The sequence below is a fragment of the Pseudomonas sp. PB106 genome (assembly GCF_009764645.1).
In the GTDB taxonomy this organism is placed as follows: domain Bacteria; phylum Pseudomonadota; class Gammaproteobacteria; order Pseudomonadales; family Pseudomonadaceae; genus Aquipseudomonas.
Map to the genome: position 1 here is coordinate 1 of NZ_RWIM01000086.1, position 23,615 is coordinate 23,615.

The following is a 23,615-nucleotide window of genomic DNA, read 5'->3' on the forward strand; positions in this document are numbered from 1 at the left end:
AAAAAATCAAAGGCAAGAGATCGCAGCCTTCGGCAGCTCCTACAGGGGATCGGGTTACCAGATTTTGAACAGCGGCGTTCGTCCGCTGCTCACCACCCCCTTGTCGAGCCACAACAATGACAACGACCCGCAACGACTGGGAACAACGCTTCCAGTCCCTGACCATCGAAGCCCGCGCGTTCATCAACGGTGAATACCGCCCGGCCATCAGTGGCGATACCTTCGAATGCCTAAGCCCCGTCGACGGCCGTTTCCTCGCCTCCGTGGCCAGCACCGATGAAGCCGACGCCAACCTCGCCGTTGAAGTCGCGCGCCAGTCTTTTGAATCCGGCGTGTGGGCGAAAAAAGCCCCGGCCGAGCGCAAGCGCATTCTGATCCGCTTCGCCGATCTGATCCTGCAGAACCAGGAAGAACTGGCGCTGCTGGAAACCCTCGACATGGGTAAACCGATCAGTGATTCGATGAGCATCGACATCCCGGCGACCGCCAACGCGATCCGCTGGAGCGCCGAAGCCATCGACAAGATCTACGACGAAGTTGCCGCCACACCCCACGATCAACTCGGCCTCGTCACTCGCGAGCCTTCCGGCGTGGTCGCGGCCATCGTGCCGTGGAACTTCCCGCTGATCATGGCCAGCTGGAAGTTCGCTCCGGCGCTGGCCGCAGGCAACTCGTTCATTCTCAAACCTTCGGAAAAGTCGCCGCTGACGGCGATCCGCATCGCCCAACTGGCACTGGATGCAGGCATTCCGAAAGGCGTGTTCAACGTCCTGCCGGGCTTCGGCCACACCGTTGGCAAGGCGCTGGCGTTGCACATGGACGTCGACGTGCTGGCCTTCACCGGCTCCACGGCGATCGCCAAGCAACTGATGATTTATGCCGGCCAAAGCAACATGAAACGCGTCTGGCTCGAAGCAGGGGGCAAGAGCCCGAACGTGGTGTTTGCCGACGCACCGGACTTGCGCGCGGCAGCACAAGCAGCGGCCGGCGCCATTGCCTTCAACCAGGGCGAAGTCTGCACGGCGGGTTCGCGCTTGCTGGTCGAACGTTCGATCCGCGAGCAGTTCATTCCGCTGCTGGTGGAAGCGCTGCAGGCGTGGAAACCGGGTCATTCACTGGATCCGGCGACCACCGTCGGCGCCGTGGTCGATCAGCGTCAACTCGACAACGTCCTGCGCTACATCAGCATCGGTCGCGAGCAGGGCGCCGAGCTGATTGCCGGCGGCCAACGCACTCTCGAAGAAACCGGTGGGCTCTATGTGCAACCAGCGCTCTTCGACGGCGTGACCAACGCGATGACCATCGCCCAGGAAGAAATCTTCGGCCCGGTGCTGTCGCTGATCACTTTCGACACCGCGGAAGAAGCGCTGCAGATTGCCAACGACAGCATCTTCGGCCTCGCCGCCGGCGTCTGGACGAGCAACCTGAGCAAGGCGCACACCTTCGCCCGTGGCCTGCGTGCCGGTAGCGTCTGGGTCAACCAGTACGACGGCGGCGACATGACCGCACCGTTCGGTGGTTTCAAACAATCGGGCAATGGTCGCGATAAATCGCTGCACGCGTTCGACAAGTACACCGAGCTGAAAGCGACCTGGATCAAGCTCTAATTCTTTTACAGCGGCGGTCGCCAGTGTCTGGCGGCCATCGGAGAAACGTATGAAACAGCAACACGTCAACAGCTACTACGCAGCGTCCCGCAACGAAGTCATCGATTTTCCAGTCCTGGAAGAAGCGGTGGATTGCGATGTCTGCATCATCGGCGCCGGTTACACCGGTTTGTCCTCGGCGCTGTTCCTGACCGAGGCCGGCTACAAAGTGACGGTCCTCGAAGCGGCGAAAGTCGGCTACGGCGCCAGCGGTCGCAACGGCGGTCAACTGGTCAACTCCTACAGCCGCGACGTCGATGTGATCGAAGAGCGCTACGGCGACAAGACGGCAGAAATTCTCGGCAGCATGATCTTCGAAGGCGCCGACATCATCCGTTCGCGCATCAAGGAATACGACATCCAATGCGACTATCGCCCGGGCGGCATTTTCGCAGCGATGAACAAGAAGCAACTCAACGGTCTGGCTGAGCAAAAGCGCAACTGGGAACGTTACGGCAACCGCAACCTGAAGATGCTCGATGAGGCCGAGATCCGTCGCGAAATCGGCTCCGACGCCTACGTTGGCGGCTTGCTCGACATGCAGGGCGGTCACGTTCACCCGCTGAACCTGGCGCTGGGTGAAGCCGCAGCCATCGTGCGTCTGGGCGGCAATATCTACGAGCAATCCGCTGCCGTGGAAATCACCTACGGCGAGCCGATCACCGTGCGCACCGCCAAAGGCCTAGTGCGCGCCAAGTACCTGCTGATCGCCGGTAACGCTTACCTGCCGCAAGGTCTGGACAACCGCGTCACCGCGAAAAGCATGCCGTGCGGCTCGCAGATCGTCGTCACCGAACCGTTGACCGAAAAGCAGGCGCGCAGTCTGGTTACCAACAATTACTGCGTCGAAGACTGCAACTACCTGCTTGATTACTATCGGCTGACCGCCGATAACCGCTTGCTTTACGGCGGCGGCGTGGTCTACGGCGCGCGTGAACCGGACGACATCGAACAACTGATCCGCCCGAAAATCCTCAAAACCTTCCCGCAGCTCAAGGACGTGAAAATCGACTACCGCTGGACCGGCAACTTCCTGCTGACCATGTCACGCATGCCGCAATTCGGTCGCATCGAAAAAAACGCCTACTACATGCAGGGGTACAGCGGCCACGGCGTCACTTGCTCGCATCTGGCCGGCAAACTGATCTCGGAAATGATCCGTGGCGATGCCGAACGTTTCGACGCTTTCGCATCCTTGCCGCACATGCCGATGCTCGGTGGCCGCACGTTCTCCGCCCCACTGACCGCCCTCGGCGCCGTGTACTACTCGCTGCGCGACCGCTTCGGCATTTAAGTTACCTCCCCGGCGGCGGCCCCCAAGACCCCGCCGGTTTTTCTTATCGCAACACCCCAGATATCCAGATGTGGGAGCTGGCTTGCCAGCGATGGCGCCCGTAAAGGCGCTATCACACCTACTGACACACCACAAAACCTGTGGGAGTCTGGCTTGCCAGCGATAGCGGTCTTTCAGCAAAAGGGATGTTGAATGTCCCACCCAATCGCTGGCAAGCCAGCTCCCACAGGTTTTGTATTCAGCCCAAAATTACCACCCGCAGGTTCATTTCACCCACCGTCCATCGAACCTGCTGAGCAACACCAGCAAACGTGATTTAATAGCCGCCTTTCACGGTTCCGGGACACGGGAGCAACGTGATCCGCGCCCTCGGCGCGTCACCCGCCACCCACCCCCATCGCCCTTAAGTCGTTCTCACATAAGGCTGTCATGGATACGGGTTCTCGACTCAAACTAGTACGCGAAAGCTACAAACTCTCCCAGCGCGAGCTGGCCCGGCGTAGCGGCGTGACCAATGCCACCATCTCCCTGATCGAACAGAATCGCGTCAGCCCTTCCGTCAGCTCCCTGAAAAAGCTGCTCGAAGGCATACCGATGTCCCTGGCCGACTTCTTCACCTTCGACCAACCCCCGCGCGAACACCAATACGTCTTCCGCGCCAACGAACAACCCGACCTCGGCCGCCACGGCCTGCGCCTGCTGCTGATCGGCGCCTCCGTACCCAGCCGGCAGATGCGCTTGCTGCGCGAGCAATACGCCCCAGGCGCGAGTTCCGGGGAAGAGCCAATCGTTCACGCCGAGGGCGAGGAGTGTGGGCTTGTCACCCGTGGCACGGTGGAGCTGACCGTGGATGGGTCGGTGAGTGTGTTGAATGCGGGGGATGGGTATTACTTTCCGACGACGCTGCCGCATAAGTTCCGCAATATCGGGGCGGATGAGGCTGAGATTATCAGTGCGAATACGCCGGCGAATTTCTAAGCGCATCATCCAATGCTTCTACTTTTAAGGTGCCATTTTATGAGGAAATGGCACCTCTTCGTGCTTTGAAAATTTCTATCATGGTCAGATTTTCTTTAGAGTCGTGCGTATTGGAGTCTGGCCGCCATCGCTATCTATATACGTACACGTTCCGTAAAGAACTGAGAAATCAGGTTTAGAATTTACGTGGTCGGATTGCAAGTTCCACTTATCATTGCCATTGGTGAACTCAAACAGGGTCGTTCCTTCCCCATATCCAATGTCGTTGTTGTAAAAGCGAAAACCGCCGTGTCCAGATATCTGGGACTCAACACCGTTTCTAATGACTTTCCCCCAGAAACGACCCTCGCTTTCAGATTGTTTGGTTATCACCAATTTAAGGTTCTGAGCTGCATCTTCGTAGGTCGCGCAGATATTGTTGGCCATTTTCCGCCCTTAATCGAGTCCGTGTGAGGGTTTTTTATAAGATCGCAGGTATTAATTAAAAGAGATGATCGTCACCCCGTCACCTGTAATAAATGACAGTTGCTTATAGTCTTTTGCGATAGATAACCCGAAAGTAAACCTGATTTGTTCAAACGACGATTGAACATTGGGTGGATGTCTCTCGCGGCTTCCCAAGATTGTCGTGAACGAATCCCGCAACCAGTGCGAAGCCATGAAGCGCTGATCGTCCGGGGACCCGCGACCATTCACAAAAAACCGATGCCTGAACAGACGGCGGTTTTTTTTCGCTTAAACCATGACCATTCATCCGATACACCGCACCTTCGTACCAGCCACTCTTCCAATGCTGTAACTCACCCAGCAAAGGAAAAGCCACCATGCTCAACCATAAAATTGCGGTGTTAACCCTCGCGGCGTTCCTGTCCAGTAGCTCGCTGTACGCGATCGCGGCCGGCGAGACATCCACGCCAACGGCGAACGATGGCACCAGCCAGACTCGTGATCCGGCTGCCCCGGCGACGAATGCCGATCCCGATGCCAATTCGCTGCCCCAGGGCGGGGACAGTGGCAAGACTGACAATGGGCCAGTGCCATCTGCCTCCAAACCTACTGGTGCGGGCCAAACGTCTGGTAGCAGCAGTGGCGGTAGCGGCGGTGGTTGATGGACATAGCGCATCAAAAAGCCCGGTCTTTTCAGCCGGGCTTTTCTTTGCCTATCGCCAACGCGCAGATCAAACGACTACTTTGCCTTCCAATGCCCACCGCCGTTCTCACAATCAATCCGCGCCTGCGCCAAATGCTCCACGTCGTAGTAATAGGTGGTCACTTGCGCGTTATCGGGGATGTTCAGTGCTTTGGCGTTCTTGTCTTTGCTGGTTGAGTGCGGATTCGCCAGGGATTCCTGGGTGATCGTGGCGATGCACGAGGCCTGATAATGGTCGGCGCAGTGTTCGACTTTGTTCTTGGTGCTGCTGAGCATGTCTTTGCTTTCGTTGCTGCACGACCAGTCAATCGAGTTTACCGGCATGCCTTCGTATTCATAACAGCTGTGACTTTCGACCGACGGTACTGAGGCGCTGGAGGATTGGGTCTGCACGTCGCAGCCTTCGGCCATGACGCAGGTGGGGATGACGGCGAAAGTGGCGATCAGAAGCAGGAATCGAATGTTCATCGGGCTTTTCCTCTCCAATGGCGCCGTGTCTGATCGATGATTTGGCGCTGATACAGTTTCGAGATTGGGCGGAGGAGGGAGGTTCCATCGGGTTTTTGATTTGCTCCCGTCGCGTACATTGCGAAACAATCGGAAACATTCAGCGCCCACGGATTGGAACATTACCCATGACTCAGACCCTCGAACGCGCTATCGCCATCGCCGCCACGGCCCACGCCGGGCAGGTCGACAAGGGCGGTGCGCCGTACATTCTGCATCCGCTGAAAGTCATGTCGCGCATGAGCACGCTGGAAGAGCGCATCGTTGCCGTGCTGCATGACGTGGTCGAGGATTGCGGCATCAGTCTCGATGATCTGCGCAAGGAAGGCTTCAGCGAAGCTGTGTTGGACGCTATCCAATCCGTGACCAAAGTACCGGGCGAATCCTACGAGGACTTCGTCGACCGCGCCGCGCAAAACCCGATTGGGCGAATGGTGAAGCTGGCGGATCTGGAAGAGAACAGCGATATCTCGCGAATTGCCTCGCCGAGTTGGGAGGATCTGGAACGGATCGAAAAGTATCGGCGGGCGATTGGACGGTTACGAATGTAAAAGTAATCACAATCCTGTGGGAGCGAGCTTGCTCGCGAAAGCGTTGTGTCAGTCGAAAATATGTAAATGACCTGGCGCCTTCGCGAGCAAGCTCGCTCCCACAGTGGCCAGTGTTTATTCGGTGATGTTGGGTCAGGTAAATAGCCAGGAAGGCGACGATGAAATCCATTCTATGTTTGTTGATTGCCGCCGGTTTCGGCGCGCTGTTGCAGTTCGAAGGCGTACCCCATGGCCTGCTGCTGGGCTCGATTGTCGTCACCGCAGTGTTCGCCAGTAAAACCGGTATCGCACCGGCAACTCCCTATGGACTCGGCTTCATCCAGGTCACACTCGGCATCGCCACGGGGCTGATGTTCGAAGCATGGGACAGCGCGACAGCCTCGACGATGTTGCCGAGCCTCGGCGTCTTACTGATCTGCCTAGCCGTGCAAATCACGCTCGCCGCGTGGTGGCTGATACGCGGCGCCGGCTGGAATCGCACCGATGCGTTGCTGGGGGTTTATCCCGGCGCACTGGCGGCGGTGTTCGATTTGCTCGAGTCAGAGAAAGCCTCGAGCAAGGTCATCATCGTGCACCTGATGCGCTTGCTGCTGATCACAGTGCTGGTGAGTTTCCTGATTCCCGGCCAAGCCGCTGCGGTGGCCGTTGCCGATGGTGATCCATTGACCACGGGCATGGCGTTGACCGCATTTTCGGTGATCGCGTTGAGCGTACTGCTCGGGCGCTTGCTGTTGGTGATCGGCGTCCCGGCGCCGTTCATGCTCACCGCGATCATCATTACGGCGGTGTTTGTGAAATCGGGATGGCTGCACGGCTTTCACATGCCGGACTGGAGTTTGAATCTCGCGGCGTTGATTCTCGGTGTGCGGATAGGATCACGCTTTCAAGGCCTGGGCTTCGCGGAACTGGGACGTCATGGCCGAACAGCACTGGTCTCGGTCGGATTGATGATCCTGGTCGCCGCAGTATTTGCTGAAGTGGCGGCGCGCTGGTTGGGCAGTGATCCGCTGTCGCTGTGGCTGGCTTATATGCCGGGCGCGATTGAAACGATTGCGATTGTCGCGTTTGGTGGTGGGCTGAATGTGGTGTTTATCCTGACTCATCATTTGAGCCGGATGGTGTTGCTGCATTTTGCGCCGGCGTTGTTGGTGCAGGTGCGGCGGGGGCGAGCGGGTGCCTGATTCTTCAGGCACCGGTAGAAAATAGGATCAGTCGTCGTTGTATATGAACTCTAACCTATCGATCCATTTTTGTGATGCGTTAAATCTCTCGTAGTAAGCCTGTTTTTCGTTGTTATTGAGATTTGTAAAAAAAAGGGAAAAATAAATGTTGTCGTAATATCCCTGCGCACCCTCCATATTTCCACCCCACCATGCAGGCTCATAACCCGGAAATGCAATCCATGGTGGTGGTACGGAGAATTTTTTTTGACTCAGTAGGATTAACAGTTCTGAGCAATTCGTTACGAGGCGAATTGTGGCTGATTGGAATTCTCTGAGAGATATAAAATATATTACTCGAGACTCTGTAAGCACGTTTTTACATTGAAACACCGTCAGACCATTAAATGTTCTTTCGCTTTCTGTTCTGAAGGTGGAAGCTATGAGTGTGTTAAATTCCGAGATTTCATCAATAGCTATTAGGAAAGAGGAGTAATACGCGTCGATACCCACATTTTTTAAGGGTGAAGTCGGAGGGTATATTGGCAGGCTCGCGGCAGGTATTGGAAGAAGGAACAACTTTTCCAACTCTGACACGCTGTATCCGACAATTTGCTCCTGAGGCGTCGATTTCAATGAGCCGAATATACGTCGAAAAAAATTCATAAGATTATTCCTGTAAGTATTCAGTAAGCCATGTAGCTCCCAAATACCCGGCAGTACCAAATACAACCTATCTCGTCGACTACAACAAACAGGTGGATGTTAGCGGGCATTAAATAGCCGGGGACGTTGCTCACTGAGCCTGCTTGTTTGTTAGTTGGAATCTGGCAAGAAAATTCCGTCATGCATCACCCCATTTTTCCAGTGCGGCAACGCCCGTTGTTATTTCTAGTGTTTCTTGTTTGCTTGTGGCAATTCGTGGCGTATGGCCCGCTTCATCAGAAAAGCCCGTATAAACGCGACCAGTCTCATCTTTAATGTGGTATGGCACATTGGCCAAAGGCTGACCATCACTGCCGACGATCCGGAATTTTTCATCGAAGATCATCGCCCAGAGTGGCATGGCGGATGGCGGGACGAATTCTGCGGGAGTGTGCGAGTTACCGATGATTACGGTAGACGAGCCACTTACGACATTGTTGCCATGAGCACCAATGCTGCCAACGGTAGCGGCGGGCATACCGTTGATGAGGACAGTTGAGGCAACCTCTCCAGTGATAGGGCTGCCGCATGCGCTCTTGTCGTTTTGGCGGGCGGCAGCCAAACCATCAAAAAAAAACATCAGGAGAGCCAGCGGCAATCGGGTTAACGCCGTGGCCCGGAAGGGGGCAAGAGGTAGGGTCGGTAACCCGGGCAGCAGGTTTGCCAGACATTGTGAACTTCCTTGTAAAAGCGACTGTTCTGGAAATGTTACACAACACAGCTGATGTGAACCATGGTTCTGTTCATATGGCTTAAGCGCACCTAAAGAATATTTTATTCACCCATAGCTAGCGGATGTTAAACGCTGTGCGCTGCAAAGCCCTCGGTCCCGGGTGCGATTTCATCCTTCAACGTCAACCCAGGAATGTTGTATTCGCCGGCATTCTGCTGCCGAAACCCAATCGGCCGCGCACTCCACAACTCATCCAGCCGCCGCCCCAATTCCTCGCTGGTTTGCGCATAGCGCACCGCATCCATCCGACTGGTGCGATACACCACAAACGGCGGCACAACTTCAAACCCCGGGTAATACAAAACCCCGTGCTGAATCGGAAACAGCAGATCATCCATCGGCCCATTGATCCCACGCGCCGCATAGTGCGAGTCCCAGCCGCCGGTGGTGACCATCAACATCGCCCGTTTGCCTTTCATTTTTCCTTCGCCGTACCGCTCGCCCCAACGGCTGTCGGAGTGTTCGCCGACGCCGTAGGCAAAGCCGTAGGCGTACACGCGGTCGACCCAGCCTTTGAGGATCGCCGGCATGGTGAACCACCACAGCGGGAACTGCAGAATCAGCGCGTCGGCCCACAACAGCTTTTCCTGCTCGCGGGTGATGTCGGCGGATTGGGTGCCGTCGGCGTAGGCGATTTTCGAGTCGAGTGAGGCGTGGAACGGTTTGCTCGCATCGCGCTGCGGGGCGTCGTCGGCGTCGAGGGTGGCTTTCCAGTTCATCGCGTAGAGGTCGGAGACCTGCACGGTGTGGCCGGCGGCTTGCAGGCGCTGGACGGTGAAGTCGCGCAGTGAGCCGTTGAGGGACGTCGTTTCCGGGTGGGCGTAAACCAGTAGCACGTTCATGTTGAAGCTCCGTTAGCTGAGTGACTGCAGGATCGGCGCTCAACCGGTATATTGGAAATGAATGTCTGATATGTCTGGTATAGCCATGAATAATTTGAGACGCCTGGATATCAATCTGCTGCTGACTCTCGATGTGCTGCTGTCCGAGCACAACGTCACCCGCGCTGCGCAACGGTTGAACCTGTCGCAGCCGTCGGTGAGTGTGCATTTGGCCAAGTTGCGCGACATTTTTGGCGATCCGCTGTTGTTGCCCGGACCGCGTGGCATGCGCCCGACGGCACGCGCCGATGAATTGCGCGAGCCATTGCGCGAGGCGCTGGAGGCATTGGAGAGGGCGGTGGCGCCGGCCAGCGCGTTCGACCCGGCGCAGGCGACACACACCTGGAAAATCGCCGCGACCGATTACGGCGAGTCGACGGTGGTGTTGCCGGCGCTGAGCGGCTTGCGCGAACAGGCGCCGGGCACGCGGTTGGCGGTGATCGACATGTTGCCGGCGCATCTGGTGAAACAGGCCGAGCAGGGCGTGTTTGATCTGGCGCTGCACATCAGCGAAGACGCGCCGCCCGAACTGCATCGTCGACCGCTGTTCACCGAGCGCTACGTGTTGGCCGGTCGAATCGGTCATCCAGGTTTGAAACGCGCACCGACGCGCAAGCAGTTCTGCGGGCTGGAACACGTGATGGTGTCGCGTGAGGGCGGCGGCTTTTTCGGGGTGACTGACAGGGCGTTGGCCGATGTCGGATTGCAGCGAAAAGTGGTGTTGTCGGTGCCGCACTTTCTGATGGCGATGTCGGTGCTGGCGAGTACCGATCTGGTGGCGATGCTGCCCTCACGCCTGGTGCGTGGCAATCCGGCATTGCAGGTGGTCGACGCGCCGCTGGAGGTGCCGGGCTACGAGATGGCGATGTTCTGGGGCGAGCGTTCGCACCGCGATCCGGCGCATAAATGGCTGCGCGAGCAGTTGCTGGCGTCGGTCTGATGCGCGGTCAGGCGTGACCCAACGCCACCGCAAACGACACAACGATCATGCACGCAAACGCAAAATTGAGATTCATGAGGTGTTCATCCTGAGCTTTTTGGAAGTGCGGCCATTCTGAACAGGTTGAAAGCAAAGAAAAAATTCGCCTTGTTGATTCCAATGATCGAAACAATTGATGTCCGCCGGTTTGTGTTTGGCAGAGGCTTTCGCTAATCTCGCAGAAACCTGCAACTACAAGCATAAACAGGCATAACCGTGCACGATCATTCTGTAGCTGAACTGCCTTCTCTGCGCCGGCAGAAAATCCTCTTGCTCCTCGAACGCGACGGCAAAGTCATGGCGTCGGAGTTGAGCCAGCACTTTGCAGTGTCCGAAGACACCATCCGCCGCGACCTCGCCGAACTGGATACCGCAGGCCTCGTGCAGCGTGTGCACGGCGGGGCGTTGCCGCGTCCGAAAGACTCCGGCAAGGATTACTTCACGCGGCTGGACGAGACCGATGAGGTGAAAATCCGCTTGGCGCAATTGGCGGCGCAGCAGATTGAGGACGGGCAGATTGTGCTGTTCGATTCCGGCTCGACCACGCTGCAGGTTGCGCGCTCATTGCGTGCAGATATCAGCATCACGGCGGTGACGGCTTCGCCGATGACGGCGATTGCCCTGTCGGAATTCAGAGGCGTGAAGGTGATTCTTGCCGGCGGTCAGTTGAACCCGCGAACGATGGCGGCGGGTGGGCACGAGGCGTTGCGTTTACTGGCGGGGATCAAGGCGGATCTGGCGATCACCGGGGTCTGCGCGATTCATCCGGAAGTGGGAATTACCTCGGTGCATTTCGATGAAGTGCCGGTGAAGCAGGCGATGCTCGATGGCGCAGCGCGGGTGATTGCGGTGACGTCGGCGGATAAGCTCGGAGCGGTGGAGCCATTTGTGGTGGGGCCGTGTACGCGCTTGCAGATGCTGATTACCGAGCGGCATGTAGCGTCGGGGAGTGTCGAGGATTATCGGCGGTTGGGGATTGTGGTGGAGCAACTGATTGATTGAGTTTTTGCGCTGGATTTGAGGGCCTCATCGCTGGCAAGCCAGCTCCCACAATGGATCTTCAGTGAACCGATGACCCTGTAGGAGCTGCCGAAGGCTGCGATCTTTTGATTTTGATTTTTAACAACAAGATCAAAAGATCGCAGCCTTCGGCAGCTCCTACAACTGGAGGGTGTGTCAGCGAAGGCGCTCAAGCATCTGGTAATACCACATCCCTGCCGCCAACAACGGGTTCCCCAGCAAATCCCCCATCGGCACGCGAATGTGCTGGCACGCGGCAAACGTGTCGAACTGCTCCATCTGCCCGGTGATCGCCCGGCTCATGATTTCACCCATGATGTGCGTCGTCGCGATGCCGTGCCCCGAATAACCCTGGCAATACCAGACGTTGTCCGAGAGCTTGCCCAGTTGTGGAATGCGGTTGATCACGATGCCCATCGCGCAACTCCACTGGTAGTCGATCTGCACGCCTTTGAGCGCCGGGAAAGTTTGCTCGATGCACGGGCGCAGTTCGGCGGCGATGTCTCGTGAATCCTTGCCGCTGTAGTTGGCGCCGCCACCGAACAACAAACGGCCATCGGCGGTGAGGCGGTAGTAGTCGAGGACGAAGCGGCAGTCGTACACCGCCAGATCTTCCGGGTTGATCTGCCTGGCCAGATCGCCGAGCGGCGCAGTGGTGACGATGCCGCCCATGGCCGGGAAAATCTTGCCCTTGAGCTGACCGGGTTCGAGCTTGTGATAGACGTCACCGGCGAGCATCACCTGCTTGGCGTCGATCTGGCCGTGGGCGGTTCTCACGCCGGGCGTTGCACCGTGAATGATCTCCAGCACTTCACTGTTTTCAAAGATCAACGCACCAAGACTTTCCGCCGCCCGCGCCTCGCCGATGCACAGATTGAGCGGGTGCAAATGCATGTTGCGGGTGTTCTTGATCGCACCGTGATAGAGCTCGCTCTGCAGCAGATCGCGCACTTGGCTGCGGTCGAGCAGGCTGACCTCATCACCCAGTCCGCGGCGTACGGCTTCCTCGTAATCCTTGCGCAAATCGGCCATGTGGCTGGGCTTGTAGGCAGCGTGCAGGTGACCGTGTTTGAGGTCGCACTGAATGCCGTATTTCTCGACCCGTTGCTTGATGATTTCGTGGCCGCGCCAGCGCAGGTGCCAGATGAAGTCATCGACCTGATCGCCGAGTTTCGCGCGCATCTGTTTGCGCATGGCGCCGTCACCGGAAAGGCTGCCGGTCACTTGGCCGCCATTGCGCCCGGTGGCGCCCCAGCCGATCTTGTTGCTTTCGACGATGGCGACTTTCAAGCCTTTTTCGGCGAGTTCGACGGCGGTCGCGACGCCAGTGAAACCACCGCCGATGATCACCACGTCGACACTGTGCCGGCCTTGCAGGGTCGGGTAGTCGGTGTCTTGGTTGAGAGTGGCGGTGTAGTAGGAATTGCAGCGTTCGGTCATGTCAGTGTCCACACAAATTCTTCGGTTGTACGCGGTCCCTTGTAGGAGTGAGCCTGCTCGCGATAGCGGTGTGTCATTCATCTATGAGGTGACTGACATGGCCTCATCGCGAGCAGGCTCACTCCTACAAGGGATAGTGGTGAATTCAGGCCTCGGTGAGATACCACCGCCAATCCTGCTCACCCACTTCAGCCATGAACTGCCGATACTCGGCACGCTTCACCGCCAGATACACCCCGAGAAATTCCTGCCCCAAGGCATCCCGCGCCCACACCGAATTTTCCAGCGCCTGCAGCGAGGTCAGCCAATCGGTTGGTAGCAATTCCTTCGCCTGCGCATAGCCATTGCCCTCGACCGGCGCCCCCGGATCAAGGTCTTCACGAATGCCGCGATGAATGCCAGCGAGGATCGCCGCCGCTGCCAGATAGGGGTTGGCATCGGCGCCGCAGATACGGTGTTCGATGTGGCGAGTGTTGGCTGGACCGCCCGGTACACGCAGGCTGACGGTGCGGTTGTCGACGCCCCAGGTCGGCGCCAATGGCGCATAGCTGTTGGCCTGGAAACGGCGATAGGAGTTGGCGTTCGGGCAGAACAGCAACAACGTATCGAGCAAGGAAGCGAGCATGCCGCCAATCGCCGTGCGCAGCAGCGGCGTGCCGGCCGGGTCTTCCGAGGCGAACAAATTACGACCTTCGCCATCGGCCAGACTGACGTGCATATGCATGCCGGTGCCCGCCAGATCATCGAACGGCTTGGCCATGAATGTCGCCTGCATGCCGTGCTTGTGCGCCACGGCTTTGACCAGTCGTTTGTAGCGCACCGCTTGATCCATCGCTTCCAGCGCATCGCCGTGTTCGAGGGTGATTTCAACCTGGCCCGGCGCGTATTCGGAAATCGCCGTGCGTGCCGGAATGCCGTGCAGTTTGCAGGCGCTGTAGAGGTCGGCGAGGAACGGTTCGATCTGTTCCAGCTCACGCAAGCCGTAGACCTGAGTGTGTCGCGGTCGGCCACCGTCAGCGTCCAGCGCCGGTTGTGGGCGACCGTTGTGATCGCGTTTGGCGTCGAGCAGATAGAACTCCAGCTCGCAAGCCATGACCGGGTGAAAACCCTCGGCTTTGAGGCCATCGATGACCTTGATCAGCAGGTGCCGTGGGTCGGCGATGCTTGCCGGCATGCCCTCGGTCGGATGCATGCTCACTTGCACGGCGGCGGTCGGAATCTGCCGCCATGGCAGACGTACCAGGCTGCCTTCCAAAGGATAGGCGCGGCAGTCGATATCGCCAACGTCCCAGACCAGACCGGAGTTTTCCACGTCTTCACCTTGCACGGTCAGGCCGAGGATGGTGCTCGGCAGCGGGCGACCGCTTTCATACACGGCGAGCAGTTCTTCACGGTGCAACAGCTTGCCGCGCGGCACGCCGTTGGCGTCGAGGATGAACAGCTCGATCATGTCGATGTCGGGGTTTTGCTCAAGAAACAGGCGTGCGTCTTCGATGGCTGCAAATTTCATAACGATCACTCACGATGGCGCCGCACGGGCGCGCAGATTCGAACCGGACACGCCACGACGATAGGCGTGGGTGTCCTGGCAGGGATATCAAGAAATGGGAGACTGTCGCGGCTTTTTTAACGGGCGCGATCAGACGGGCAGGACGATATCCGGCGGGCGTGCGGAGTGACGCAGCTTGGAACGGCGCAGGGCCATGGGGAGATTGACGATGCGATTCATGCGCGGCCCCTTTGACAGAGGGCGCACACAGCGGAGACGTTCAACGATTTGAGTTGTTGTGGTGACGTGCTCATAACGCGTGTTTCCGTTGGCGGAAAACGTCGGTGGCGGGGTGGTTACCTCCGACCGGTGTGCCCGGATAGTAAGGGGGAATTCACGGGCGTGTAAACGATCAATGTGAATTATTTTGAACACGCGATTTGTTCGATCAGCCGCGATGTGTGTTGGCTGTTCAGGCCTCCTCGCTAGCAGGACTAGCTGCTGCCACAGGGTTCTGTGGTGTTTGGGAGAAAGGCGATCAGCTCAGGACATAGACCACAGGCTTCAGCGCTGGCGGCACTTCGGCGCCGAGTTCGGCGAGGATGTCGCGTTCGATGGTGCGCACCAGTGCGTCGGTGGGCAGGTCGTTTTCGTCGCGGCCGAAGGGGTCTTCGAGTTCGTCGGCAATCGCATCCAGACCAAAAAACGCATAGCTGACAATCGCTGTAAACAACGGCGTCAGCCAGCCCAGCGGTTCAGCCATGGCGAACGGCAGCAGGATGCAAAACAGGTAAATCGTGCGGTGCAGCAACAGCGTGTAGGGAAACGGCAGCGGTGTGGTTTTGATCCGCTCGCACACCGCTTGTGCCTGGGTCAGGCTGGTCAGGTGATTGGCCAGCAGCATGTAGCGCCACTCGCTCAGCTCGCCCCGTTGATGCAGATCAGAACACTGCTGACCCACCGTTTGCAGGATGCGTGTGCTGTAATCCGGGGTCTGCGGATCGGGTTTCGGCATGATCCATTGACTGCTCGCATCCGCCTCGCTTTCCTTGCGCAACCGCGCGTTCAGCGCATGAGCAAAGCCACACAGATTCAGCAGCAACGGCTTGCGTTCAGCTGACTCGCGAATCACATGGGTTTCGCGAATAACCGAGCGGATATGCACGATCACCTCACCCCAGGCTTTGCGCGCTTCGTACCAGCGGTCATAACAGGCGTTGTTGCGAAAACTCATGAAGATCGACAGCGACAACCCAAGCAAGGTAAACGGCGTGGCGTTGACCTTGGTGAAGTTGCTCGGATGGAGGATCTCTACCAGCACGATGGCCGAGGCGAGCAGGGTGACCATCAGCGTGCGCATGGCAATGCGTTTGGCGATTGAACCCTTGAGGGTGAAGAGAATGGCGAACTGATTGACCTTGGGTCTGATGATCATGCTGTGCAGTTCCGATAACCCATGAAGGTGGCGGATCAGCCGCCGGTCATGTTCATGAAGCGCACGACCTGAACGTCGTCGTTCACTTCGAAATTATGCCGGTACGGCTTGAGTTTCATCGCCTTGACGATGGCTTTCTCCAGCCGCTGCGGTTGCCCCGGATGGGTGCGCAGTACCGCTTTCAGATCCACCGAATGCTCGTTACCCAAACACAGTAGCAGGCGACCTTCGACGGTGAGCCGCACCCGGTTGCAGGTGCCGCAAAAGTTGTGGCTGTGCGGCGAAATAAAGCCCAGGCGAATCTCCGGCGCCTCGGCCAGCCGCCAGTAGCGCGACGGACCTTGAGTGGATTCCGCCGAGTCGATCAAGGTATAGCGCTCGGCAATCCTTTCGCGCACCTGGGCGCTGGAGAAAAACGACTCCGCACGGCTGTGTTCGCTGATGATCCCCAGCGGCATCTCTTCGATGAAAGAGACGTCGAGCTGACGGTCGATCGCGAAGCTGACCAGGTCGTTGATCTCCTGATCGTTACGGCCCTGCATCACCACGACATTGAGTTTAGTGCGGGTGAAACCGGCCTTGCGCGCGGCATCGATGCCGTTGATCACCTGCGCCAGATCGCCGGTGCGGGTCATCTCTTTGAAGCGCTGCGGATCAAGGCTGTCGAGGCTGATGTTCAGGCGTTTGACCCCGGCATCGAACAGCGGCGCGGCCAGTTTGCCGAGCTGCGAGCCGTTGGTGGTCATGCACAGCTCGCGCAGGCCGGGCAGGGCGGCGATCTGCTCGCACAACGTGACCACGCCCGGACGGATCAGCGGCTCGCCACCGGTGAGGCGAATCTTGCGCGTGCCGAGGGCGACGAAGCTCTGCGCCAGCTGAAAGATTTCTTCCAGGGTCAGAATTTTTTGCCGTGGCAGAAACTGCATGTCTTCGGCCATGCAATAGACGCAGCGGAAGTCGCAGCGATCGGTCACCGACATGCGCAGATAGTCGACGCGGCGGTTGTAACCATCGATCAAGACGCGCTCTGACAAGAAAGCCTCGCAGGAATGAAAACCGCATTGGGAAGAGTTGGGGCAACGTAGGTTATGGGCAACGTTGCATGGCGTCCAATCACTGTTAGTGACCGGCTGATCGACGCCGTCGATGACCCAATTGGTGATTGGCCCGCATGGCAGGAAAGCACCGCCAAACATTGTGGGAGCTGGCTTGCCAGCGATGGCGTTGGGTCAGTCGATGGAGATGTTGACTGGACCGGCCTCATCGCTAGCAGGGCTAGCTCCTACAGGGATTTGTGGTGTGTTCGGGATTGTCTTACTGCGCGCCGAACATCGCGGTCCAGTAGATGCCGGCGTTGCTTTTCGGGTCGGTGGCGTAGGCGGCGCCGAGTTCTTTGTATTGCGGGTTCATCAGGTTGGCGCAGTGGCCGGGGCTGGCGAGCCAGCCTTCGACGACTTTGTGCACGGTGTCCTGCCCGGCGGCGATGTTTTCGCCGACCAGTTGGCCGCTGTAGCCGGCGAGTTCGGCGCGGTCGCCGGGGGTGCGGCCGTCGCGGTCCTTGTGGTCGAAGTAGCTGTTGTTGGCCATGTCCCGGCTGTGATCCTGAGAGATCGTGCCCAGCGTCGCGTTCCAGGCCAGCGGTGCGGCAGCCGTAAATGCCTGGTCACCACACTGACGCGGTTGGCTGCGGGCCACGTTGAGTTCGCTGAGCAGCTTCTGCCCTTCACTTTGCGCATCGCCCAACTTGGCCGACAGCAGCGGCCGCGCCAGCACAATGCGCCAGTCACGGTCGTCGCGGCTGACACCGACGTCGACAAACTGCGGATCGAGCACCACCTGACAGAAACTTTCCTGAATCGCCTTCATCGCCGACGCCGCATCACGCGGGCCGTTGAGGGTGATCGCTTGCACATTGACCATCGGATAACTGGCGCTGGCCATGGCTTGTTGCAGGTCGACAGCACCGCTGGCCCGCAGCCGCAACCGTGGATCCGCCGACAACGGTGGCAGTTCATTGGAAGCCTGCGAACCGCAACGTTGCGGCTGGCTGCGGTAGCTGTTGATCGACTCGATCAATTGCGACTCATCGCTGGCCAGCGCCGGGATGGCAAACATAACGCCCACGGACAACGCGGCAAGACGCAAAACGGATGGCATGAAGCGCATGGAAATCTCCCTTGAGCTGAATGCGCCCATGATGCGCGAAAGGCCCCGGGTGGGTGCAATGTCTTTTTCTTCCTTTGCCGGGTTTTTCTGCGCAACTTTGTCTGCTGAATTGCCGTCTACACTCACCGAAGACCCCGGGAACCGGGCGTCTCCCCGACGTAACACCTTGCCCGACTCGGGCGCTGCCGGAAGAACAGAAATGGGATTGAAAGGCTGGGCGGGTTGTCTCGTATTGACCTTGTTGGCAGGCTCCGCATGGGCCACCGATCAGGCCCCGATCAAAGCGAAGGCGGAAGAGAAAGCCCAAGTGCTGGAGGAAAAAGCCGCCGACAAAGTCAGCGCCGCCCCCGCGCCGAAATCCGAAGCCATCACCCCCACCGAAGCGCAAGCGGTAGACCCGGCCGGCGCGGCGCCGCTGGACGATCCGCTCACCTGTCTGGCGCGCAGTATCTATTGGGAAGCCAAGGGCAGAGACACCCCGGAAATGGAAGCCGTGGCCAGTGTGGTGATGAATCGCCTCGGCCACGAAGGCTTTCCCGACACGGTCTGTGCGGTGGTCAAACAAGGCTCGGAAACCAAGAGCTGCCAGTTTTCCTGGTGGTGCGATGGCAAGGCGGATCAGGTCAAGGAAGATGCCGAATACGCGCTGGCCAAGGAAATCGCCGGCAAGGCGCTGAACCGCCAGCTCAAGGATCGCACCCACGGCGCACTGTATTTCCATGACCGCAACGTCCATCCGAGTTGGGCCAAGGAATACCGCAAGACTGCCCAGACCGGCAAATTCCTCTTCTACAAACCTGCTGGCGGGGATGCGCGCTAGGCGCAGACTTCCCGCACGCAATCGCGCAACCAGCGATGCGCCGGGTCGGCGTCCATGCGCGGGTGCCAGAGCATCGACACACTGATGTCCGGCATCGCGAAGGGCAGGGCGAAACTGTGCAGGCCCGTGCGCAGTTTGCTGGTGTGGCGCTGCGGCACCGTGGCGATCAAGTCGGATTCGCGCACCAGCGTCAACGCCGCCGAAAATCCGCCGAATGAGGTGACAATGTCCCGCGTCAGGCCGAGCGCGAGGAGTGCCTCATCGACCGGGCCGCTGCTGCGTCCGCGTCGTGAAATGAGAATGTGCTCGCCGCCGGCAAAACGCTTGCTGGTGACCTTTCCCGAACTCAAAGAATGCCCCTCACGCACTACACCGATCCACTGATCGCGAAACAGGATGCGGCTGTGCAGGGTCGGATCGGTTGTGTCGTCGACCACGCCGGTTTCCAGATCGACGCGGCCTTCGCGCAACGGCGTGCTGTCCTTGTCGGCTTTCTGCACAAAGCGCAGGCGGACGCCGGGCGCCTCTTGAGCGATGCGCGCGAGCAGGGCGGCGGCAAAGGTTTCGACAAAACCGTCGGTGTTGCGCAGGGTGAAAGTGCGTTGCAAGCGGCCAGGGTCGAGCACCTCGGCCGGGCGTAAAACCGCCTCGGCGTCCTGCACCAGATGACTGACCCGCTCGCGCAACTCCAGCGCGCGTGGCGTCGGCACCAGGCCTCGACCTGCACGCACCAGCAACGGATCGCCGGTAGTTTCGCGCAGACGGGCGAGGGCGCGACTCATCGCCGACGGGCTCAACCGCAGACATTTGGCGGCGCGGGCGACGCTGCCTTCGCGCAGCAAGACGTCGAGGGTGATCAGCAAGTTCAGATCCGGGGCAGTCATGACATGGCGTTCCATGCAGGTATGGAGTGCAAAGCATGCGTCTTGCGCCGTGTGTTGTCGAGGCTCAGGCTATGGCGGGTCACCTTTGCATTGTGAGCCCGCCATGCCTCGAGATTCCCTGAGCTCTCCCGCCCGCTGGGCGCTGACCAGTCTGGCCCTGTCGATGTTGATGCCGTCAATGGACACCAGCATTGCCAACGCCGGGTTACCGATTCTCGCATCGGCGTTTGAGGCAACGTTTCAACAGGTGCAGTGGATCGTTCTGGCGTATTTGCTGGCGGTCACCACGTTGATTGTCAGCGTCGGACGTCTGGGGGATGGCGCGGGGCGGCGGCGCTTGCTGTTGATCGGGATTGGTATTTTTTCCAGCGCTTCGTTGGCCTGCGCGTTGGCGCCGGGGCTGGGTTGGCTGATCGGCGCACGGGCGGTACAAGGCGTCGGCGCGGCGATCATGTTCGCGTTGACCGTGGCACTCGTGTCAGACGCCGTGCCCAAGTCGCGGGCGGGCAGTGCGATGGGGCTGCTGGCAACGATGTCGGCGACTGGCACCAGCCTTGGGCCATCGCTGGGCGGGCTGTTGATGACGCATGTGGGTTGGCAGTCGATTTTTTTGCTCAACGTGCCACTGGGCTTGCTGAATATCTGGCTGGTGTACCGCTTTCTGCCGGCGGATCGGGCGACAGGCCCGCGTGCGGGGTTCGATTTTTCTGGCAGCGCAGTATTGATGCTGACGCTGGCGGCTTATGCGCTGGCGATGACGCTTGAAGGTTTGCTGTTACCGCTGCTGCTGGCCAGCCTGTGCGGCGTGGGATTGTTTATCGTGGTCGAAATGAGGGCCAAATCGCCGCTGATTCGGTTGTCACTGTTCAGCGATGTGCGACTGAGCAGCAGCCTGGCGCTGACATTGCTGGTGACCACGGTGATGATGACCACGCTGGTGGTCGGGCCGTTTTACCTGCACCGGGGATTGGGCCTCAGCAGCACGATGGTCGGAGTGGCGTTGTCGGTCGGGCCGTTGTTGTCCGCGCTGAGCGGCGTGCCGGCCGGGCGTCTGGTGGATCGCTTTGGCGCGCACCGAATCGTCCCTGGTGCATTGCTTGGAATGGCCTGCGGTTGCGGATTGTTGGCGGCCTTGCCGATGACGCTCGGTTTGCCTGGGTACGTGCTGCCGATCATGCTGGTTGCTGTCAGCTACGCGCTGTTCCAGGCGGCCAACAACACCGGGTTGATGGCGGGTGTCAGTCAGGATCAGCGCGGCGTGGTCTCAGCGATGCTCGGGCTGGCGCGCAATCTTGGCTTGATTACCGGCGCGGCGGTGATGGGCGCGGTGTTTGCGCTGGCGGCGGGGGATCCGACGCAGGCGCCGGCTGCTGTTATCGGCAGCGGTTTTCACATGACTTTCGCTGTGGCGGTGGCGTTGATGCTGACGGCGCTGGTCATCAGCCGAGTGCAGTTCAAAGGTGGGAGCGGGCTGGCTCGCGATAGCGAACTATCTGCCGACGAAGGTGTTGTAGGTGCTGGCCTCATCGCTGGCAAGCCAGCTCCCACAATGATCGGGGCTGAATCCAGGTCTCCGGCCAAACCAAAGCCCTGTGGGAGCTGGCAAGCCAGCTCCCACAATGATCGGGGCTGAATCCAGGTCTCCGGCCAAACCAAAACCCTGTGGGAGCTGGCTTGCCAGCGATGACGGCGGAACAGTCGATCAAGACCATTGCCGGGCGGGGAAGTAGAGTTCAAAGCAGGTGATTCCATCCGTGCTGCTAACGCTGTAGCGACCCTGATGCAACTGCATGATCGTCGCGACGATCGACAGGCCCAACCCGTTGGATTGCGCCGAGCGCTCGCGGGATTGGTCGACGCGGTAGAAACGTTCGAACAACCGCGCCAGATGTTCCGGCGCAATCGTCGCGCCCTGATTACGCACACGCAAATAGCTGCCGTCCGATTCGGCAATCGCCTCCACCTGCAGCGTCGAATCCGCCGCGCCGTACTTGATCGCATTCGCGCACAAATTGGCCAGCGCCCGGCGCAATAGCATCGGCTCGGCCCAGATCACTCCGCTGCCGCGCGCCTTGATGCTCACGCCGACATCCGCCGCCAAGCCTTCAAAGTAATCGGCGATCCGCTGCATCTCTTCCGCCGCGTCCAGCTCCTGGCGTTGGCTCAGGGCACTCGCCGGGTCGGTGCGCGCCAGAAACAGCATGTTGTCGAGCATCCGCGTCAGCCGCTCCAGTTCTTCGACATTGGACGCGAGCAACTGCTGATACGCCTCGACGCTGCGGTTCTGATGCAGGGCGACCTGGGTTTCGCCGAGCAGGTTGTTGATCGGTGTGCGCAGTTCGTGGGCCATGTCGGTGGACACTTGGCTCAACTGCGCAAAGCCCTTGCCGAGGCGATCGAGCATGGCATTGAACGCGTCGATCATCGGCAACAGTTCCCGAGGCGCGCCGTGGCTGTCGAGGCGTTCGCCGAGGTTGCCGACGCCAATGCCGTGAGCATGTTTGGCCAACCGGCGCAGCGGCAGCAAACCGCGATACACCAGCAGACAACCAATCACCGCGAGCACCAGCGCCGCCAATGTCGCCAAGCCATAAACGCTCAAGCGGTAATTGGCGAGCATCGCCGTGCGCTCGCTCATCAGCCGTCCGGTGGTCACTTGCAGATTGCCCAGTTCGCCGGAATCGATGGCCGCAGCGACGGCAGAAAACGGCACACCGTTGACGCTAGGCAAGTGCTGCACATCGTTCAACGTCATCGTGTGGTTGATCGGTACGGCTGGCAGCGTCGGCGTTGTCAGGTTGCCGGGGTTGACCACCAGCAACGGCGGCTGTCCCGGTGCGCCAATGGTCAGCAAGGCTTCGCGGTTGCCGAGCATGTTCTGGAACAGCGCCGGTTTGTTCTTGATCAGCTCCAGCGTGTTGCTGTCGTTGAGGAATGTGCGCAACTGATCGACGCGGCTGACCAGCGAAATGTCATCGCGCCGAATCAGTTGCTCCTCCAGCTCGCCATATAACGCCGCGCCGAGGCCGGCCAGCGAAGCGAAGGCGAGCAGGGCGAACACCAGCGCCAAACGCAGGGTCAGGGAGTAGGTTTTTTGAGTATTCATGGCTGCGTATCGAAGCGGTAGCCGATGCCACGCACGCTGTGGATCAGCTTGAGCTGGAACGGGTCATCGATTTTCGCGCGCAAGCGGCGTACGGCGACATCGACGACGTTGGTGTCGCTGTCGAAATTCATGTCCCACACCCGCGAGGCGATCAGCGAACGGGCGAGCACTTGCCCGGTGTGGGTGGCGAACAATTGCAGCAGGGCGAACTCTTTATTGGTCAGGGTGATGCGCATCCCGGCGCGGGTCACGCGGCGTTTGATCACGTCGATCTGCAGGTCGGCGACTTGCAGTTGTTCGTCCTCATGGATCGGTCCACGGCGGGTCAGGGTGCGCAGGCGCGCCACCAGTTCCGCGAAGGAAAACGGTTTGATCAGGTAATCGTCGGCGCCCAGTTCCAGGCCTTTGACGCGGTCGGCGATGTCGTCGCGGGCGGTGAGGAACAGCACCGGCGTGTCGGCTTCCTTGCGCAGCCGGCGCAGGACTTCCCAGCCATCCATCTTGGGCATCATCACATCGAGCACGATCACGTCGAAGCTGTGTTCCAGCGCCAGGTGCAAACCGTCGGCGCCGTTGCGCGCCAGACTGACGCTGTAGCCCAATTCCTGCAAACCGTTGAGCAGGTAATTGCCAGCCTTGGGCTCGTCTTCGACAACCAGAATATTCATCGA

At 59.2% G+C, this 23,615-nt stretch carries 21 protein-coding genes and 1 pseudogene; 10 read left to right on the plus strand and 12 right to left on the minus strand.

Annotation, left to right across the window (positions count from 1 at the left end; all coding sequences use genetic code 11):
* Positions 1–116 precede the first annotated feature (116 nt).
* The 3 genes from EJA71_RS11645 (at position 117) to EJA71_RS11655 (ending at position 3,918) form a co-directional block, all read left to right on the plus strand.
* Positions 117–1,607, plus strand: a complete 1,491-nt coding sequence (locus tag EJA71_RS11645) for an aldehyde dehydrogenase (protein ID WP_064389317.1) — start codon at positions 117–119, stop codon at positions 1,605–1,607.
* Positions 1,608–1,656: 49 nt separating this feature from the next.
* Positions 1,657–2,940, plus strand: coding sequence for an FAD-binding oxidoreductase (locus tag EJA71_RS11650; protein WP_158956941.1), 1,284 nt, complete (start codon positions 1,657–1,659; stop codon positions 2,938–2,940).
* Between the two features lie 429 nt (positions 2,941–3,369).
* Positions 3,370–3,918 carry a cupin domain-containing protein gene (locus tag EJA71_RS11655; RefSeq protein WP_007950154.1) on the plus strand — a complete coding sequence of 183 codons (549 nt, stop codon included), beginning with the start codon at positions 3,370–3,372 and terminating at the stop codon, positions 3,916–3,918.
* 84 nt (positions 3,919–4,002) lie between these two features.
* Here the strand turns inward: EJA71_RS11655 and EJA71_RS11660 are convergent, their stop codons facing one another.
* Positions 4,003–4,344 (minus strand): hypothetical protein, encoded by a 342-nt coding sequence (locus EJA71_RS11660; protein ID WP_158956943.1) that lies wholly within the window; start codon positions 4,342–4,344, stop codon positions 4,003–4,005.
* A 398-nt stretch (positions 4,345–4,742) separates the two neighbouring features.
* Here EJA71_RS11660 and EJA71_RS11665 point away from each other — a divergent pair, with 398 nt between their 5' ends.
* Positions 4,743–5,027, plus strand: a complete 285-nt coding sequence (locus tag EJA71_RS11665; protein WP_158956945.1) for a hypothetical protein — start codon at positions 4,743–4,745, stop codon at positions 5,025–5,027.
* A gap of 77 nt (positions 5,028–5,104) precedes the next feature.
* On the opposite strand, the gene EJA71_RS11670 is transcribed toward EJA71_RS11665, so the two are convergent.
* Positions 5,105–5,536, minus strand: a complete 432-nt coding sequence (locus EJA71_RS11670; RefSeq protein WP_158956947.1) for a hypothetical protein — start codon at positions 5,534–5,536, stop codon at positions 5,105–5,107.
* 167 nt (positions 5,537–5,703) lie between these two features.
* Here EJA71_RS11670 and EJA71_RS11675 point away from each other — a divergent pair, with 167 nt between their 5' ends.
* Together EJA71_RS11675 and EJA71_RS11680 are read left to right on the plus strand one after the other, a co-directional pair.
* The gene (locus EJA71_RS11675; RefSeq protein WP_158956949.1) at positions 5,704–6,126 is read left to right on the plus strand and encodes an HD domain-containing protein; all 423 of its coding nucleotides are present in this window, start codon (positions 5,704–5,706) and stop codon (positions 6,124–6,126) included.
* 158 nt (positions 6,127–6,284) lie between these two features.
* Positions 6,285–7,307, plus strand: a complete 1,023-nt coding sequence (locus EJA71_RS11680) for an AbrB family transcriptional regulator (protein WP_158956951.1) — start codon at positions 6,285–6,287, stop codon at positions 7,305–7,307.
* 823 nt (positions 7,308–8,130) lie between these two features.
* Here the strand turns inward: EJA71_RS11680 and EJA71_RS11685 are convergent.
* Positions 8,131–8,662: pseudogene (locus EJA71_RS11685) on the minus strand (PAAR domain-containing protein).
* A 127-nt stretch (positions 8,663–8,789) separates the two neighbouring features.
* Positions 8,790–9,566: an NAD(P)H-dependent oxidoreductase gene (locus EJA71_RS11690; protein WP_158956953.1), complete on the minus strand. Its 777-nt coding sequence runs from the start codon at positions 9,564–9,566 to the stop codon at positions 8,790–8,792.
* Positions 9,567–9,651: 85 nt separating this feature from the next.
* Here EJA71_RS11690 and EJA71_RS11695 point away from each other — a divergent pair, with 85 nt between their 5' ends.
* Both EJA71_RS11695 and EJA71_RS11700 read left to right on the plus strand, forming a co-directional pair.
* Positions 9,652–10,545: a LysR family transcriptional regulator gene (locus EJA71_RS11695; protein WP_178113683.1), complete on the plus strand. Its 894-nt coding sequence runs from the start codon at positions 9,652–9,654 to the stop codon at positions 10,543–10,545.
* 255 nt (positions 10,546–10,800) lie between these two features.
* Complete coding sequence (locus EJA71_RS11700) at positions 10,801–11,586, plus strand: DeoR/GlpR family DNA-binding transcription regulator (RefSeq protein WP_158956957.1); 786 nt, start codon at positions 10,801–10,803, stop codon at positions 11,584–11,586.
* Between the two features lie 174 nt (positions 11,587–11,760).
* On the opposite strand, the gene EJA71_RS11705 is transcribed toward EJA71_RS11700, so the two are convergent.
* The 5 genes from EJA71_RS11705 to EJA71_RS11725 form a co-directional block, all read right to left on the minus strand.
* Positions 11,761–13,044, minus strand: a complete 1,284-nt coding sequence (locus EJA71_RS11705) for an FAD-binding oxidoreductase (RefSeq protein ID WP_158956959.1) — start codon at positions 13,042–13,044, stop codon at positions 11,761–11,763.
* Between the two features lie 145 nt (positions 13,045–13,189).
* On the minus strand, positions 13,190–14,554 hold the full coding sequence (locus tag EJA71_RS11710; protein WP_158956961.1) for a glutamine synthetase family protein: 1,365 nt from the start codon (positions 14,552–14,554) through the stop codon (positions 13,190–13,192).
* A gap of 517 nt (positions 14,555–15,071) precedes the next feature.
* Positions 15,072–15,968, minus strand: a complete 897-nt coding sequence (locus tag EJA71_RS11715; protein ID WP_158956963.1) for a bestrophin family protein — start codon at positions 15,966–15,968, stop codon at positions 15,072–15,074.
* A 35-nt stretch (positions 15,969–16,003) separates the two neighbouring features.
* Positions 16,004–17,002 carry a GTP 3',8-cyclase MoaA gene (gene moaA / locus EJA71_RS11720; protein WP_158956965.1) on the minus strand — a complete coding sequence of 333 codons (999 nt, stop codon included), beginning with the start codon at positions 17,000–17,002 and terminating at the stop codon, positions 16,004–16,006.
* Between the two features lie 280 nt (positions 17,003–17,282).
* Positions 17,283–18,134 (minus strand): CAP domain-containing protein, encoded by an 852-nt coding sequence (locus EJA71_RS11725; RefSeq protein WP_158956967.1) that lies wholly within the window; start codon positions 18,132–18,134, stop codon positions 17,283–17,285.
* 199 nt (positions 18,135–18,333) lie between these two features.
* Here EJA71_RS11725 and EJA71_RS11730 point away from each other — a divergent pair, with 199 nt between their 5' ends.
* Entirely contained in the window at positions 18,334–18,954 is a 621-nt protein-coding gene (locus EJA71_RS11730; protein ID WP_158956969.1) for a cell wall hydrolase, read from the plus strand.
* On the opposite strand, the gene EJA71_RS11735 is transcribed toward EJA71_RS11730, so the two are convergent.
* Positions 18,951–19,838 carry a LysR family transcriptional regulator gene (locus EJA71_RS11735; RefSeq protein ID WP_064389343.1) on the minus strand — a complete coding sequence of 296 codons (888 nt, stop codon included), beginning with the start codon at positions 19,836–19,838 and terminating at the stop codon, positions 18,951–18,953. The genes EJA71_RS11730 and EJA71_RS11735 overlap by 4 nt on opposite strands.
* A gap of 103 nt (positions 19,839–19,941) precedes the next feature.
* Between EJA71_RS11735 and EJA71_RS11740 the strand changes: the two genes are divergently transcribed.
* On the plus strand, positions 19,942–21,471 hold the full coding sequence (locus EJA71_RS11740) for an MFS transporter (RefSeq protein ID WP_158956971.1): 1,530 nt from the start codon (positions 19,942–19,944) through the stop codon (positions 21,469–21,471).
* A 69-nt stretch (positions 21,472–21,540) separates the two neighbouring features.
* Here EJA71_RS11740 and EJA71_RS11745 read toward each other — a convergent pair whose 3' ends face one another.
* Together EJA71_RS11745 and EJA71_RS11750 are read right to left on the minus strand one after the other, a co-directional pair.
* Positions 21,541–22,944 carry a heavy metal sensor histidine kinase gene (locus tag EJA71_RS11745; RefSeq protein WP_158956973.1) on the minus strand — a complete coding sequence of 468 codons (1,404 nt, stop codon included), beginning with the start codon at positions 22,942–22,944 and terminating at the stop codon, positions 21,541–21,543.
* Complete coding sequence (locus EJA71_RS11750; RefSeq protein ID WP_158956975.1) at positions 22,941–23,612, minus strand: heavy metal response regulator transcription factor; 672 nt, start codon at positions 23,610–23,612, stop codon at positions 22,941–22,943. Before EJA71_RS11750 ends, EJA71_RS11745 begins: the two co-directional genes overlap by 4 nt.
* Between the last annotated feature and the right edge of the window lie 3 nt (positions 23,613–23,615).

What these genes read in the sequence shown, in the direction of transcription:
- EJA71_RS11645 (WP_064389317.1), top strand. Translation starts at nt 117, where the DNA reads ATGACAACGACCCGCAACGACTGGGAACAACGCTTCCAGTCCCTGACC.
- EJA71_RS11650 (WP_158956941.1), top strand. Translation starts at nt 1,657, where the DNA reads ATGAAACAGCAACACGTCAACAGCTACTACGCAGCGTCCCGCAACGAA.
- EJA71_RS11655 (WP_007950154.1), top strand. Translation starts at nt 3,370, where the DNA reads ATGGATACGGGTTCTCGACTCAAACTAGTACGCGAAAGCTACAAACTC.
- EJA71_RS11660 (WP_158956943.1), bottom strand. Translation starts at nt 4,344, where the DNA reads ATGGCCAACAATATCTGCGCGACCTACGAAGATGCAGCTCAGAACCTT.
- EJA71_RS11665 (WP_158956945.1), top strand. Translation starts at nt 4,743, where the DNA reads ATGCTCAACCATAAAATTGCGGTGTTAACCCTCGCGGCGTTCCTGTCC.
- EJA71_RS11670 (WP_158956947.1), bottom strand. Translation starts at nt 5,536, where the DNA reads ATGAACATTCGATTCCTGCTTCTGATCGCCACTTTCGCCGTCATCCCC.
- EJA71_RS11675 (WP_158956949.1), top strand. Translation starts at nt 5,704, where the DNA reads ATGACTCAGACCCTCGAACGCGCTATCGCCATCGCCGCCACGGCCCAC.
- EJA71_RS11680 (WP_158956951.1), top strand. Translation starts at nt 6,285, where the DNA reads ATGAAATCCATTCTATGTTTGTTGATTGCCGCCGGTTTCGGCGCGCTG.
- EJA71_RS11690 (WP_158956953.1), bottom strand. Translation starts at nt 9,566, where the DNA reads ATGAACGTGCTACTGGTTTACGCCCACCCGGAAACGACGTCCCTCAAC.
- EJA71_RS11695 (WP_178113683.1), top strand. Translation starts at nt 9,652, where the DNA reads ATGAATAATTTGAGACGCCTGGATATCAATCTGCTGCTGACTCTCGAT.
- EJA71_RS11705 (WP_158956959.1), bottom strand. Translation starts at nt 13,044, where the DNA reads ATGACCGAACGCTGCAATTCCTACTACACCGCCACTCTCAACCAAGAC.
- EJA71_RS11710 (WP_158956961.1), bottom strand. Translation starts at nt 14,554, where the DNA reads ATGAAATTTGCAGCCATCGAAGACGCACGCCTGTTTCTTGAGCAAAAC.
- EJA71_RS11715 (WP_158956963.1), bottom strand. Translation starts at nt 15,968, where the DNA reads ATGATCATCAGACCCAAGGTCAATCAGTTCGCCATTCTCTTCACCCTC.
- EJA71_RS11725 (WP_158956967.1), bottom strand. Translation starts at nt 18,134, where the DNA reads ATGCGCTTCATGCCATCCGTTTTGCGTCTTGCCGCGTTGTCCGTGGGC.
- EJA71_RS11730 (WP_158956969.1), top strand. Translation starts at nt 18,334, where the DNA reads ATGGGATTGAAAGGCTGGGCGGGTTGTCTCGTATTGACCTTGTTGGCA.
- EJA71_RS11735 (WP_064389343.1), bottom strand. Translation starts at nt 19,838, where the DNA reads ATGACTGCCCCGGATCTGAACTTGCTGATCACCCTCGACGTCTTGCTG.
- EJA71_RS11740 (WP_158956971.1), top strand. Translation starts at nt 19,942, where the DNA reads ATGCCTCGAGATTCCCTGAGCTCTCCCGCCCGCTGGGCGCTGACCAGT.
- EJA71_RS11745 (WP_158956973.1), bottom strand. Translation starts at nt 22,944, where the DNA reads ATGAATACTCAAAAAACCTACTCCCTGACCCTGCGTTTGGCGCTGGTG.
- EJA71_RS11750 (WP_158956975.1), bottom strand. Translation starts at nt 23,612, where the DNA reads ATGAATATTCTGGTTGTCGAAGACGAGCCCAAGGCTGGCAATTACCTG.